We start from the raw sequence: 12800 nt of genomic DNA, 5'->3' as shown, positions 1-12800 counted from the left end.
GCATCCGTGCCAATCTCACGGCGAGCCGAGCCGGTTACTGAACGTCGGCCAGCGCCTTCGCCATCAATCGAAAGTCCTTTTCCCGCGGGCTCGCCCGCCGCCAGACCAAGGCGATTTTCCGCACCGCGTTGATCTCGTCGAGCGGCCTGGCCGTAATATTGGTGTTGTCGAGGATGCCGGCCTTCAGCGCCATCTCAGGCAGCATCGTGATGCCAAGCCCGTTGTCGACCATCTGCACGATCGTGTGCAGCGACGTGCCCAGCATTGTCGCCTCCGCGCGCAATTCCGGCCGGTTGCATGCACCAAGCGCGTGATCCTTGAGGCAATGCCCATCCTCGAGCAGCAGCAACCGCGTCTCGTCGATCGCCGACGCCGGGATCGCGGGCAGCGCGGTCGGCTCCTCGCCCGACGGATAGGCGACGAACAGACGATCCTCGAACAGCGTCTCGGACGTCACTTCGCCGCACGCATAGGGAAGCGCGAGCAGCACGCAGTCGGTCCGGCCATTGTGCAACCCCTCGCACGCCGGACCACTAGGCTCCTCGCGCAGGAACAGCTTGAGGTCGGGATAGTCCTTCCGCAACCGCGGCAGGATCCTCGGGAGCATGAACGGCGCGATCGTCGGGATGACGCTCATCCGCATGTCGCCCGACAGCGGCTGGCCGGCGGCGCGCGCCATGTCACCCAGTTCCTCCGCCTCGCGCAGCACGCGCCGTGCCTTGTCGGCGATCCCGTCGCCTAGCGGCGTGAACCGCACGACTCGCCGGGTGCGCTCGACAAGCACCACGCCGATCAGCGTTTCGAGCTCGCGCAGCCCCGCCGACAGCGTCGATTGCGTCACGAAACACGCCTCCGCAGCACGTCCGAAATGGCCGTGGTCCTTCAGCGCAACCAGATATTGCAACTGTTTCAACGTGGGTAGGTAGGTCGCAGCCATTAATCGCCTCTATCGATCATCAGGTGATAAATAGAGCGTTGGATCGATTACACCAGTCCCCTATACCGCATTGCACAACGACCGAGCGGGACAACCGCCGCGCTTGAGGATGCCTGGAGCCAATTATTTCCAGGAGGCTTCCATCATGTTGACCATCGGCGACCAGTTCCCATCGATGACCATTCCCGTCCAGCAGGGCGTTGCCGCACTGCCCGCCGGCGAGACGCTCGACCTGACGACCGCCTATCCCGGCAAGTGGAAGGTGCTGTTTTACTGGCCGAAGGATTTCACCTTCGTCTGCCCGACCGAGATCGTCGGCTACAGCGACATTCGCGGCGATTTCGAAGACCGCGACGCCGTGCTGATCGGCGCGTCGACCGACACCGCGCACGTCCACCTCGCCTGGCGCAAGTCGGACGCGGACCTTGCCGCAGCGGACTTCCCGTGGCTTGCGGATAACGGCGCGAAGCTCGCCGACGCGCTCGGCATCGTCGACAAGAACGAGCATGTCGCGTTCCGTGCGACCTTCATCATCGATCCGGACAACGTCATCCAGGCGGTCCAGGTCAACGGCCTGAACGTCGGCCGCAACCCCGCCGAGACGCTCCGCGTGCTCGACGCGCTGCAGACCGACGAACTCTGCCCGTGCAACTGGAACAAGGGCGACGACGTCCTCCAGCTCGCTGCCTGATCTATCGGGAGCGGGCTTGAACGCCCGCTCCCATTTCTTCCGTCACCCCAGCGAAAGCTGGGGTCTCTTCGTAACGGGGAGACCCCAGCTTTCGCTGGGGTGACGCTTTTCTGGACTGGAACCCATTCATGTCACTCAAGGAATTCGCGGGCACGCTGCCCGATTACGCCAAGGACATCCGCCTCAACGTCGGCTCGCTGCTGAACGAGACGCACCTCACCGACCAGCGCAAATACGGCCTGCTGCTCACCTGCGCGCACGGCTCGGGCTACAAGCCGCTGGTCGAGGCCGCCGAAGCCGAATGCGCGCCAAAGCTCTCGCCCGAGGCCGCGAACGCAGCGCGTGCGGCCGCCGCGGTGATGGCGATGAACAACGTCTATTACCGGTTCACGCACCTCGCCGGGAACCAGGAATACCGCAACATGCCGGCCAAGCTGCGCATGAACGTGATCGGGCAGCCCGGCATCGACAATGTCGACTTCGAGCTGTTCAGCCTGGCCGTGTCGGCGATGAACGGCTGCGGCATGTGCATCGACAGCCACGAGCAGATCCTGAAGAAGGCTGGCGTGACCGCGGAAGCGATCCAGACCTCGGTCCGGATCGGCGCGGTGATGGCCGCGGTCGCCACGGTCCACGCAACGCTTTGACTTCTGTCCCCCTCCCGCTTGCGGGAGGGGTTAGGGGAGGGGCTTCTCTTCCAACCGCGCCGGCGTATCGAGGCCAGCCCCTCCCCCGACCCCTCCCGCGAGCGGGAGGGGAGTTGGGTCAGTGCCAGATCGCGCGGTAGAGCCCGAACAAGCTCGTGATCGTCAGAATCACCCCCACCAGCACCATCAACGTCTTGGCCGGCACGCGCTTCGCCAGCATCGCCCCGAACGGCGCCGCCAGCACGCCCCCGATCAGCAACCCCACCGTCGCCTGCGTGAACGCCGCCCAACCCAGCTGCGTAATGAACGTCGCCGAGATCGTCGCGGTCAGGAAGAACTCGGCCGTATTCACCGTGCCGATCGTGGTCCGCGGCGATGCGCCCTGCACCAGCAGGTTCGAGGTCACCACCGGTCCCCAGCCACCACCGCCCGCCGCATCGAGAAACCCGCCGACCAGCCCGAGCGGCTCGACGATCTTCGGCTCCTTCTGCTTCGGCGGATAGCGAAGCCCGCGGTACAGCAGGTACACGCCGATCGACGTCAGATAGGCGAGGATGAACGGTTTCGCCGTGCTCGCATCGATGTTCGACAGCACGTACGCCCCCAGCACGCCGCCGATCACGCCCGGGATCATCAACCGCAGGAACAGCGTCCAGTTGACGTTCTTGTGCAGCACATGGCTGATCCCCGACACCGCGGTGGTGAAGGTCTCGACGGTATGGACGCCCGCCGAGGCCGCTGCCGGCGGCACGCCGACCCACAGCAGCAGCGTGTTCGAAATCACCCCGAACGCCATCCCCAGCGCGCCATCGACGATCTGCGCGGCGAACCCGACCAGGATGAAGGGCAGGAGCGTCTCGAAACTCAAGGTCGTCAGGTCGAACATCGGCATCCCCTCAATATGGCGCCTAAACTGCACAGCGCGGGCTTATCCCACAACAAAGATAGGCTTTACCCCGATCCCGGCAGTCCGATGTGGCGGCCTGAGGCGGCCCTTGCGCCCGGTTCTGGAAATCGGCGGTTCGATACCCTAGATACGGAAATCGCGAAGGGGACTGCGGATGTCGAGCGGATTACTGGCCTATCTGGATTCGATCCGCGCCCGCGATCCCGCCCCGCATTCGCGCGCTGAAATCATGCTGTACCCCGGCGTCTGGGCGCTTGGTTATCATCGTATCGCGCACCGTCTGTACAAGGCGAAACTCTATTTCCTCGCGCGCTGCGTCAATCACTGGTCGCGCTTCACGACCGCGATCGACATTCATCCCGGCGCGACGATCGGCCGCAATTTCTTTATCGACCACGGCTTCGTCGTGATCGGCGAGACCGCGGAAATCGGCGACGACGTCACGATCTACCAATGCGTCACGCTTGGCGGTACCAGCCCCGACAACGGCGTGCAGGGCAAGCGCCATCCGACCATTTCCGACGGCGCAATCATCGGCTCGGGCGCGCAGGTGCTGGGGCCGATCACGCTCGGCAAGCGCTCGCGCGTCGGCGCCAACGCGGTCGTTACGCGCGACGTGCCGGCGGGGACGACGGTCGTCGGCATCCCCGCCCGCGCGACCACGATCGAGGGTGGCAACGCACCCGAGATGCCGCGGTTCGTGCCCTATGGTACGCCGTGCAGCGAGTCGTTCGATCCCGCGACGCAGAAGATGGAGATCATGCGTTGCGAGCTCGAGACGATGCGCAAGCGGCTCGACGCGTTGCTCGCCGATGGTCTTCCCGAGGATCGACGCGACCGCGCATGATGGTGGATAATTGATGGGCGTCGTACCCTTTCCGATACCGTCCAAAGCGACGCAGGTCGGCTTCGAACGCCTCGAACTCAACCGGATCCTCGACCTCTACGGCCGGATGGTCGCAGCGGGGCATTGGCGAGATTACGCGATCGATCTCGGCAAGGACGCCGCCGTTTTCGCCGCCTTCCGTCGCGCCGCCGAGCGGCCTGAATTCAGGATCGAGAAACGCCCGTCGTTGCGCAACAAACAGGGCATGTGGGCTCTGATCGGCGAGGGCGGCGCGGTAGTGAAGCGCGGCCATGAGCTTGGCCCGGTGCTGGCCCCGGTAGAACGCCGCTTCATGAAGCTCGTCGAGGACTGAGTTCCCGTCATCCTGACGAAAGTCAGGATCCAGAGTTACAAAGGACGTCGCGCGTTACTCTGAATGTGATTTTCATCAGGATGACGGGAGGCGGTCCGCCCGCCATCGGCGGACTGCCTTCCCCACTAGATCACGCCCGCGGGATCAAAGCCCCCACGACAGACGGATATACCCGAACTGCCCCGGCACATCATACGTGGTTGGATCATAGTTCGGCCCGGTGCAGCTGAAGCAGGCCGGCGGGTCTTGGTTGAACACGTTGTTGACGCCGATCGTCAGGCCCAACCGGTTCTCCAGCCAGCCCGGCGCCAACGTTAGCTGGACGTCGCCGTAGAAGGTGCTGTCGAGCTTTTTACCATCGGCTTCCTTCACGCTGTTGATGTAGCGCCCGGTGAACGACGCGCGCGCCGCGCCGATATCCCAGTCGACTACCGCATTGCCCTTGAACTTCGGGTAGGACTGGTCGGGGAAGCCGCGCGTCGTGCCGCGGTAGTCGGTGGTGGTGAAGCCCGTCGCCGCCGGGAACGTCTCGGTGTATTTCAACAGGATGTTGCCGTTGAGCGACAGCCCGAACGTCCCCGCCGAGGTGCGTGGCGAGCGATAGATCGCGGTCACGTCGACACCGCGCGTGCGGATCCCGCCGATATTCTGCAACTGCGCATTGATCCGCGAGATCAATCCGTTCGAGGTCCGGGTGATCGCCGCGCAACTCAGCGCATCGCCGGTTTCCGCGCACCGGCTCAGCGTTAGCTGTGCCGCGACCGGTGCGATCGCGTCGCTCACCTTGATGTCGTAGTAATTGCCCTCGAGGCTCAGCTGGCTCGCAAAGCCGCTGGTTCGAGCCCAGTTCGGCGCATAGACGCCGCCGAACAGCCAGGTCCGCGAGGTTTCCGGCTTCAACGCGCTGTTGCCGCCGGTCAGCACGCCCAGCTGGCCGCCATTGGGCTCCTGGTAACTGCCGTTCGCGGGTACGCCGTTCGCGGTGCAGTTCGCCCGCACCGTGGCCGAGCTCTGATACGGCGACCCGGCGACGTTGGTGCAGGGATCGTCGATCGGCGCATCCGACCGCGATTCCGCCCCGAACAACTCGCCGATGCTCGGGGCGCGGAACCCCTGCGCATAGGAGGCACGGAACAGCAGGTCGCTGACCGGCTTCCACAGGCCGCTGCCGGTATAGGTCGTGTTGCTGCCACTCGTCGAATAGTTCGAATGCCGCACCGCGCCGCCGACTTCGAGCGAGTGGATCAACGGGGTGTCGTGGATCAGCGGCACGCGCAGCTCGGCATAGACCTCGTCCGAGTTGAAATGGCCGCGCGCGGGCTGCGCCGGAATGTCCGCGCCAAGCCCTGCGGTGATCAGCGGGTCGGGCGTGAAGCTGCCATATTGAACGCGGTGCTCATACCCTGCGGCGATACCGACCGGGCCGGCGGGCAGGTTGAACAGGTCGCCGGAGATGTTGGCAGTATAATCCTCCAGGCTCTGCGAACTGCGCGCGCGCTCGTCGAATGCGATATAGGCGAGCATCGCCGGCGTCACCGAGCCGGCCCCGCCGAAGATGTTGAACGGGACGCATGCGCCGGTGCAATTCGCGACCGGGCCGAGCGCCTGTTGCAGCAACGCCGCATTGATGTTGCCGGTGAACAGCTGCTTGGCATCGTTGAAGCCCAGGACAGCGTTGGCATCCCAGTAGAATTTACGGCTGCCGACCATGAACGAGCCATCGAGCGTCGCGGTCGCCGACATCGTGTCGACGGTCTGCGTATAGGTGCGCTGCCCCGCTTCGACGAGACGACGACGCACCGTCGAGTAATTCGCCGGCGCATTGCCCGCGCCGCCCGCCGACAGCGTATAGCCGAACGGGTTGTACGGGTTGGTCGCATCGATCGAGATGGTATCGAGCAGATTGCCGTTGCCCGCATCGGGCCCGACGAACAGCGGCAGGAACGCCGCCTGATTCTGCGAATTGCGCCGCGTGTAGTTCATCTTCACGCGCAGGTTCACGCTGTCGGTCAACTCCTGCTTGGCGCTGACGAAGAAGCCGTAGCGCTCCGATGGCGTCAGGAAATAGTTGAAGGGTGCGAAGTTGAAGCGGTCCGAGGTCGTGAGCAGACGGTAGTCGCTGTTCGCGCCTGTGGGGTTCGCCGCGTCGTAGCGCGGCCGGCCGAGGATCGGTGCCGACTTTAGCGTAAGCGCCGCGCCGGTGAGCTGGACATAGCCGTTCACCGTCGCGCTCGAACAACCGCCGATCGGATCGGTGCAGCTCGTCTGGCCAGGGTTGGGGAATTGCGAGATCGCGCGGTCGCCGGTGCGGACCGCTTCCTGCTTCACGTAACTCCCGCCGAACACCACGCTCGTCCGCGGCGCCTGGATCCCGTAGCTGACGTTATAGTCCTGCGTATGCCCGTCGCCCTGACGGAACGTACCGAACTGCGCGGAGGCCTTGAGCCCTTTCTGCTGCGACTTGGTGATGATGTTGACGACGCCGGCCAGCGCGTCCGAGCCATAGAGTGGCGACTGGCCCGACTGGAGGATCTCGATCCGCTCGATCGAGCCGACCTGGATCGTGTTGAGATCGACCGTCGAGGGAATCCCGCTCGCCGACGCGCCGTTGACGAAGCGCAGGCCGTCGACCAGCACCAGCGTCCGCTTGGCGGTGAGATAGCGCAGGTCGATCTCGGCCGACCCTGCGCCCACGCCGCCGCCATCAGGCGGATTGCCGATGTTCCCCGAATTATTGGCCTTCGAATTGAGCCCGCCGGCCGCGCTTGGCAGCCGCTGGAGCACGTCGGCAACCGACGACAGCCCGGTCCGCTGGATCGATTCCGCATCGACCGTGATGACCGGCGAAGGCTGCGACAGCGGATCGCGACGGATACGCGATCCGGTGACGACGATCTCTTCCCCGCTGGTCTGATCGACGGGTGCTGTGGCCTCCGCCGCGGGTGTCGTGACGGTTTGCGCCTGGACCGGCGCCGCCGCTAGCATCGTCGCCAGGGCCAAACTACCGACGCTGGCATATTTGCCCGAATGTCTGCCCGGATATCTGAACGTCTTCACTGCACGCATGAACCATCCCCCTGTTCGTGTTTCCGCACCGCATCCGCTCTTATATTTTGTATACGAATGATGGCTCAGGGGCGTAACGAAGCAAGGTAATATCGCCGTGTGTAACAATTTTGTTGCGAAATGTGGCTGGTGTGTTGCGCAGATGCCACGTTTGGCGAGTTAGACGAGCACCGGTGCGCTCGCCCGGTCGGCTTCGCCGAATACGCGCAAATAACGGGCGATTTCGGAGGGTTCGCCGGTCGCCTTGGCGGGATTATCCGACAGCTTCACCGCAGGGCGCCCGTTCGCCTCGATCACCTTGCAGACCAGCGAGATCGGCTCCAGCGCCGCCGCGCCATCGGGATCGCAGCCGCGGAAGTCGTTGGTCAGGTTGGTCCCCCAGCCAAAGCTCATCCGCACGCGCCCATGGAAATGGCCATACACCTGCTCGATCGTGTCGATGTCCATCCCGTCGGAGAAGATCAGCAGCTTGGTCTTCGGATCGACGCCCTGTTGCTCCCACCAGCGGATGATCTGCTCGCCACCCGCGATCGGCGGCGCGCTGTCGGGGCGGAACCCGGTCCACTCCGCCAGCCAGTGCGGCGCGTTGCGCAGGAACGTGGTCGTCCCGAACGCATCGGGCAGCGCGATCAGGAGGTTGCCGTTATAATGCTGCCGCCAATGCTCGAGCACGCGGTACGGCGCGTCGGCCAGCTCGGCATCGCTCTCGGCCAGTGCGGCGGTCACCATCGGTAGTTCGTGCGCGTTGGTACCGATCGCATCCAGATCCGCATCCATCGCCAGCAGCACGTTCGAGGTGCCGATGAACCGGTCGCCAAGCCCTTCCTTGAGCGCCTCGACGCACCAGCGCTGCCACAGGAATCCATGCCTCCGACGCGTGCCGAAATCCGACAGGACGAGGTCGGGCAGCTCGCGCAACCGCTCGACCTTCTCCCACAGCTTTGCCTTCGCACGCGCGTAAACGATATCGAGTGCGAACCGGCCGCGATCGCGCAGGGCCGCACGCGATTTCAACTCGTTGATGATCGTCAGCGCGGGAATCTCCCACATCGTCGTGTGCGTCCACGGGCCGTCGAAATGGAGCTCGTACTGGCCATCGACCTTCCGCAGATCATAGGCGGGCAGCTGGAACTCGGCGAGCCAGGCGAGGAACTCGGGTCCGAACATCTTCTGCTTGCCGTAGAAGCTGTTGCCCGCGAGCCAGATCAGCTCCTTCTTCGCGAACCGCAGCGTCCGCGCGTGATCGAGCTGCGCGCGCAGTTCGGCCTCATCAACGATCTCCGCCAGCCGCACCGTCTTGGTCCGGTTGATCAGTGCGAAGGTGGCATGCACGTCCGGATAGACCTGCCGGATCATCTGCAACATCAGCAGCTTGTAGAAATCGGTGTCGAGCAGGCTGCGCACGATCGGATCGAGCCGGAAATTGTGATTGTACGTCCGGGTGGCGATATCGGTCACGGCCATGCGCGCGGGCTCCTGCGTTGCTTGGGGGTTGCGGGTGTCCGAGATGACGCGAGTGTGTCAAGCAGCGGGCGAAGGAGACGGGCGATGGCGCGGTTTGTGGTCGTGGTGGATACGCAGTGGGATTTCATGGCGGAGGGCGGCGCGCTGAGCGTCGCGGGCGCGGCGGCGTTGGTCGGGCCGATGCAGGTTTGGCTGTCGGCTTTGCAGCCCGGTGAAACCTCAGGCGTCCTCTTCACCTTCGACACGCATTTCCGCGAAACTTACGCCGCGTCGCCCGAGGCGGCGATGTTCCCGATCCACTGCGTCCGGGGGACGCGAGGGTGGGAGAACATGCTCGATGTGGCGTTGCTCGATCCGGCGATCCCGGCATGGCGGATCGAGAAGGGGGTGTTCGACATGTGGGCCGAACCGGGGCTCGCGATCGAAGACGCACGCGATGCGAGCCGGACGATTCCCCGCGAAGAGTTCTTCGATCGCCTTGCCGCGCAACGGATTACTGACGTCACGGTCATCGGCGTCGCTGCGGACTATTGCGTCCGGTGGGCTGTCGAAGGTCTGGTCGATCGCGGTTTTGCGGTACGCGTTCCGGCCGCATTGACGCGGGGAATCGAGCGCCAGATCGACACGGTCGCAGCACAAGATTTCGTCGGCAAGCGCCTGGAGATTTCGGCCGAACCAGCCTGACGCCACGCGTTCGTGCGCGCGCGGCGCAGGCTACGATCCTTCACGCGCGATCAATTGTCCCGCGTTTCGAATGGTGCCCTCGACCGGCGTAGCGTCGGTATGTGCTCGAAATACTGCGGACAAGATTGGCGCGCAAAACTGCATCTGGGGATCTCGGAGGGCAGTTTCATGCAGCACCAGTCAATATCGTCGCCCGAATGCGCGATCGGGCGTCATGCGCCGCGTTCGCGTCATCGGGATGTCCTGAGCGAACCGATCCAGCGATCCGCCTGTCGCCGGTGCGGTGCGACGATCGTCAAATCGGCGGTCAGCCGACGCTGGGTCATCTCCGGACTGCTCGGGTGAGATGCCCGAATTCATTATCAAAAGGGGAAAGACATGACGCCAAGGATAGTGCCGATGCTTGCACTGCTGATGGGAATGCCGGGTATTGCCAGTGCGCAGACGCAGCGGGCAGGGCCACCAAGGATCGACGTCGTGACGCTGCAACGGCGCGAGGCGGACGACATGGCGCTTCTGCTGCAGCTGCGGGCGGCGCAACGTCCGGCACTCGACGCATTTCTGCAGTCATTCGCACCGCCGCCGGCAATGCCGCACGGGGACAAGATGCGTGAGGCGATGCCGTCGGACGGTTTCGAGCAGCATTTGCAACGCATGACGGAGATGACGGCACAGCGCGCGGCCGATGACACCCGGCGCATCGCCGCGGCGCGAAGCTTCTATGATGGCCTGGATACGAAACAGCGCGCCGCGTTCGAGGCGTTGATGCGTCTACGTCACGGCCCCGCGATGATGGGCCCTCCCATGATGAGACCCCCGATGATGGGCCCCTCCACGATGGGACCGCCGATGATGAGGGCCATGCCGGGTGGCCCGATGCGCGATCCCGACGGTGGCCCATTCCTCGACGGCCCAGCGGCTGGCGGCGTGCCGTCGCACGCAGGTTCGTCACAGCAACTGCCAAAGGGCCCGGGCAGCGACCAGTAGGACGATGCTCAACTGACGGGACCTCGATGAACCTTCGTTATCAGGGTTTTTCGGGGTCCCTGTCGCGGTCGGGTTCGACCGGCGCATCGGATCCGTTGCGCCATGTCTCGGCCCCGGCGCGCGGCAATTCCCCGCGCGTTATCGCGCCATCGTGGTTGCGGTCCAATGCCGCGAAACGAACCGTCGCGGTACTCGTGAATTCGCTGGCGTCGACCCCGCGGTTGCCGTCGCGGTCGGCGGTGATGACCGGCTCGGGAAAGTCGAAGAACCCGAACCGCGCCGCACCCTGGCGTTCGCGGGGCACGGCAGTCTTGCTGGAACCACCATTGCCAAAGCGCATGCCGTCACCGCCGCCGCCGCCCCCGTTTTGACCGCCGCCGTTTCGACCGCCCCCGTCATCGCCACGCCGCCCGCCTCCTTCGGCCATGCGGCGGCCGCCGACGACGCGGATCTCGGGGACGAGGACGTTTTCGTAAAATGCGATGTCGTCCGGGTCGATTTCCCCGTCCTTGCCGCGATCGAGCACCGCGAAAAAGCGCATCGCGTCGTGCTGGAACTCCGTCAGCGTAAGGCGTCCGTCGCCATCCGCATCCGCCCCAGCGAACCAAAGGGTTTGCGCGGCGCCGGGGCGAAGGATCGTGCGAAATGGCTCGCCCATCGGGCTGACGAACAATTGGCCGCGGCCACGCTCGGACGGATCGCCGGGGCGCGGGAGGTCGGCGGCACAGCCTGCCAGCGCGCCTGCCAGCGCGCCCGCCAGCCCGATGAGGATTACGCGTCGCATAGGAACTCCTTGCATGTCGCCGGACAAAAACGGTTAGCCTGGTAGCGTGATGCGGGCTCGCAACCCGCCTTCGGGGCGCATATCGAGTGTCGCATCGCCGCCATGCGCACGTGCCACCGCGCGGACGCTGGCGAGACCCAGTCCGATCCCGCCGGTATCGCGGTTGCGCGATTGTTCGGCGCGGAAGAACGGTTCGAATGCACGGATCAAGTCGTCGGGCTGCATGCCGGGGCCGCGGTCCTGCACTTCGATGACCACCGTGTCGCGGTCGCGGTACAGCAGCACCTCGGCATGACCGGCGTATTTGATCGCATTGCCGACCAGGTTGCCGATCAACGCCTTCAGCGAGGGGGCATCGCCTTCGATCGTCAGGGGATCGCCGATCTGGAGCACGACGTCGTCGCCGCGGTCCGCGAACTCGTCGGTGACGCTTTCCGCCAGCGATCGCAGATCCAGGCGTTGCCGACGAACATGCCGTGTCATGTCCCGGACGAACGCCATCGCCGCACCGATCCGGTGGCTCATTTCCTGAATGTCGTCCTCGGTGGCGATGCGGATGTCCTCCGGCGCCTTTTCGAGCCGCAACGAGAGCCGCATCAACGGCGTTCGCAAGTCATGCGCGACCGCGGCGATCAGCGTCGTGCGATCCTCGACGTAGCGATTGAGCCGCTCCTGCATCACGTTGAAGGCGATTGCCGCCTCGGCGATCTCGGGCGGGCCGATCAAAGTCAGCGGTTCCGCGCGCGGATCGCGGCCGAGGCGTTCGACCGCTGCCGTGAATTGGCCGATCGGCTTGACCACGCGTCGGGCAAGCGCCCAGGCGATCGGTGCAACGACGGCCAGCGCGACCAGAAACCACAGGATGATGCGGATTCGCCACGGGCCCATGATCGCGCTGGTCGGGCGGATTACGCGCCATCTGCCACCGCCGACGTCGATCGAGACGACGAACGGACCGAACAGGGCATTCTCCAGCGCGGCGAAGTTATGATGCCGACGGGGTCCGATCGGCGGTCCCATCGGTATCGGCGGGCGCAGCGCATCCGCGAACATCGGGCGTCCGGACCGCTCCGCCTCGACGACGACCGCGGTCGCGGGCAGGCCGAGATCGGTGGCGATGATCGCGCCCAGCCGTCGGTCGCGCGGACTGTCGGTCGGGTTGGGCGCGCGGGTCGCGATCTCGGTCTTCAGCAGCTTGGCGGGGTCGACGCCGGTGCGGGCGAACGCCGCGATCCGGGTAGTGGTGAAGATGATCGGCGTCGGCGGCGGCATCAACAGCAGCGTGGCGAAGTTCAGCACCTGGACCAGCAGCACGGTGATCAGCATGAGCGCGAAGATACGCAGGAACAGCGGCCAGGATCGTTGCAGATTGCGCGCGGGCACGGCGTCCCTGCCGGTATCGTTGCCGATCGGCTTTCGGGGAGCGTCCACGGC

12 protein-coding genes are annotated in these 12800 nt (G+C 65.0%); 6 read left to right on the top strand and 6 right to left on the bottom strand.

Translation table 11 applies throughout. The features are described from left to right. Positions 1–34 precede the first annotated feature (34 nt). Positions 35–937: a hydrogen peroxide-inducible genes activator gene (locus C8J46_RS11350; protein ID WP_060526661.1), complete on the bottom strand. Its 903-nt coding sequence runs from the start codon at positions 935–937 to the stop codon at positions 35–37. A gap of 145 nt (positions 938–1082) precedes the next feature. Here C8J46_RS11350 and C8J46_RS11345 point away from each other — a divergent pair, with 145 nt between their 5' ends. Next, a complete protein-coding gene (locus C8J46_RS11345; protein ID WP_132738959.1) occupies positions 1083–1628 on the top strand; it encodes a peroxiredoxin in 546 nt (181 codons plus the stop codon). A gap of 128 nt (positions 1629–1756) precedes the next feature. Beyond that, the gene (locus tag C8J46_RS11340) at positions 1757–2275 is read left to right on the top strand and encodes a carboxymuconolactone decarboxylase family protein (protein WP_132738956.1); all 519 of its coding nucleotides are present in this window, start codon (positions 1757–1759) and stop codon (positions 2273–2275) included. Between the two features lie 118 nt (positions 2276–2393). On the opposite strand, the gene C8J46_RS11335 is transcribed toward C8J46_RS11340, so the two are convergent. Then, positions 2394–3167, bottom strand: a complete 774-nt coding sequence (locus tag C8J46_RS11335; RefSeq protein WP_093400338.1) for a sulfite exporter TauE/SafE family protein — start codon at positions 3165–3167, stop codon at positions 2394–2396. Between the two features lie 169 nt (positions 3168–3336). Here C8J46_RS11335 and epsC point away from each other — a divergent pair, with 169 nt between their 5' ends. Then, positions 3337–4029 carry a serine O-acetyltransferase EpsC gene (gene epsC, locus C8J46_RS11330; RefSeq protein WP_132738953.1) on the top strand — a complete coding sequence of 231 codons (693 nt, stop codon included), beginning with the start codon at positions 3337–3339 and terminating at the stop codon, positions 4027–4029. Positions 4030–4042: 13 nt separating this feature from the next. Then, positions 4043–4381: a DUF2794 domain-containing protein gene (locus C8J46_RS11325; RefSeq protein WP_132738950.1), complete on the top strand. Its 339-nt coding sequence runs from the start codon at positions 4043–4045 to the stop codon at positions 4379–4381. A gap of 144 nt (positions 4382–4525) precedes the next feature. On the opposite strand, the gene C8J46_RS11320 is transcribed toward C8J46_RS11325, so the two are convergent. Both C8J46_RS11320 and pncB read right to left on the bottom strand, forming a co-directional pair. Then, positions 4526–7447, bottom strand: coding sequence for a TonB-dependent receptor (locus C8J46_RS11320; RefSeq protein ID WP_132738947.1), 2922 nt, complete (start codon positions 7445–7447; stop codon positions 4526–4528). A gap of 159 nt (positions 7448–7606) precedes the next feature. Further along, positions 7607–8911 carry a nicotinate phosphoribosyltransferase gene (pncB, locus tag C8J46_RS11315; RefSeq protein WP_132738944.1) on the bottom strand — a complete coding sequence of 435 codons (1305 nt, stop codon included), beginning with the start codon at positions 8909–8911 and terminating at the stop codon, positions 7607–7609. An 84-nt stretch (positions 8912–8995) separates the two neighbouring features. Between pncB and C8J46_RS11310 the strand changes: the two genes are divergently transcribed. Together C8J46_RS11310 and C8J46_RS11305 are read left to right on the top strand one after the other, a co-directional pair. Then, positions 8996–9595 (top strand): isochorismatase family protein, encoded by a 600-nt coding sequence (locus C8J46_RS11310; RefSeq protein ID WP_132738941.1) that lies wholly within the window; start codon positions 8996–8998, stop codon positions 9593–9595. 399 nt (positions 9596–9994) lie between these two features. Further along, the gene (locus C8J46_RS11305; protein WP_165886527.1) at positions 9995–10582 is read left to right on the top strand and encodes a Spy/CpxP family protein refolding chaperone; all 588 of its coding nucleotides are present in this window, start codon (positions 9995–9997) and stop codon (positions 10580–10582) included. 40 nt (positions 10583–10622) lie between these two features. On the opposite strand, the gene C8J46_RS11300 is transcribed toward C8J46_RS11305, so the two are convergent. Both C8J46_RS11300 and C8J46_RS11295 read right to left on the bottom strand, forming a co-directional pair. Continuing rightward, on the bottom strand, positions 10623–11366 hold the full coding sequence (locus tag C8J46_RS11300; protein ID WP_132738935.1) for an EF-hand domain-containing protein: 744 nt from the start codon (positions 11364–11366) through the stop codon (positions 10623–10625). Between the two features lie 33 nt (positions 11367–11399). Further along, the gene (locus C8J46_RS11295; protein WP_243643338.1) at positions 11400–12797 is read right to left on the bottom strand and encodes a HAMP domain-containing sensor histidine kinase; all 1398 of its coding nucleotides are present in this window, start codon (positions 12795–12797) and stop codon (positions 11400–11402) included. Between the last annotated feature and the right edge of the window lie 3 nt (positions 12798–12800).

Origin of the sequence: Sphingomonas sp. PP-F2F-A104-K0414 (genome assembly GCF_004340945.1) — a bacterium.
Lineage (GTDB): Bacteria > Pseudomonadota > Alphaproteobacteria > Sphingomonadales > Sphingomonadaceae > Sphingomonas.
Note: the sequence above shows the minus strand (reverse complement) of the source record. Positions and strands in the feature narration are given on the sequence as shown.

What these genes read in the sequence shown, in the direction of transcription:
- C8J46_RS11340 (WP_132738956.1), top strand. Translation starts at nt 1,757, where the DNA reads ATGTCACTCAAGGAATTCGCGGGCACGCTGCCCGATTACGCCAAGGAC.
- pncB (WP_132738944.1), bottom strand. Translation starts at nt 8,911, where the DNA reads ATGGCCGTGACCGATATCGCCACCCGGACGTACAATCACAATTTCCGG.
- C8J46_RS11305 (WP_165886527.1), top strand. Translation starts at nt 9,995, where the DNA reads ATGCTTGCACTGCTGATGGGAATGCCGGGTATTGCCAGTGCGCAGACG.
- C8J46_RS11300 (WP_132738935.1), bottom strand. Translation starts at nt 11,366, where the DNA reads ATGCGACGCGTAATCCTCATCGGGCTGGCGGGCGCGCTGGCAGGCGCG.
- C8J46_RS11320 (WP_132738947.1), bottom strand. Translation starts at nt 7,447, where the DNA reads ATGCGTGCAGTGAAGACGTTCAGATATCCGGGCAGACATTCGGGCAAA.
- C8J46_RS11310 (WP_132738941.1), top strand. Translation starts at nt 8,996, where the DNA reads ATGGCGCGGTTTGTGGTCGTGGTGGATACGCAGTGGGATTTCATGGCG.
- C8J46_RS11335 (WP_093400338.1), bottom strand. Translation starts at nt 3,167, where the DNA reads ATGCCGATGTTCGACCTGACGACCTTGAGTTTCGAGACGCTCCTGCCC.
- epsC (WP_132738953.1), top strand. Translation starts at nt 3,337, where the DNA reads ATGTCGAGCGGATTACTGGCCTATCTGGATTCGATCCGCGCCCGCGAT.
- C8J46_RS11350 (WP_060526661.1), bottom strand. Translation starts at nt 937, where the DNA reads ATGGCTGCGACCTACCTACCCACGTTGAAACAGTTGCAATATCTGGTT.
- C8J46_RS11345 (WP_132738959.1), top strand. Translation starts at nt 1,083, where the DNA reads ATGTTGACCATCGGCGACCAGTTCCCATCGATGACCATTCCCGTCCAG.
- C8J46_RS11325 (WP_132738950.1), top strand. Translation starts at nt 4,043, where the DNA reads ATGGGCGTCGTACCCTTTCCGATACCGTCCAAAGCGACGCAGGTCGGC.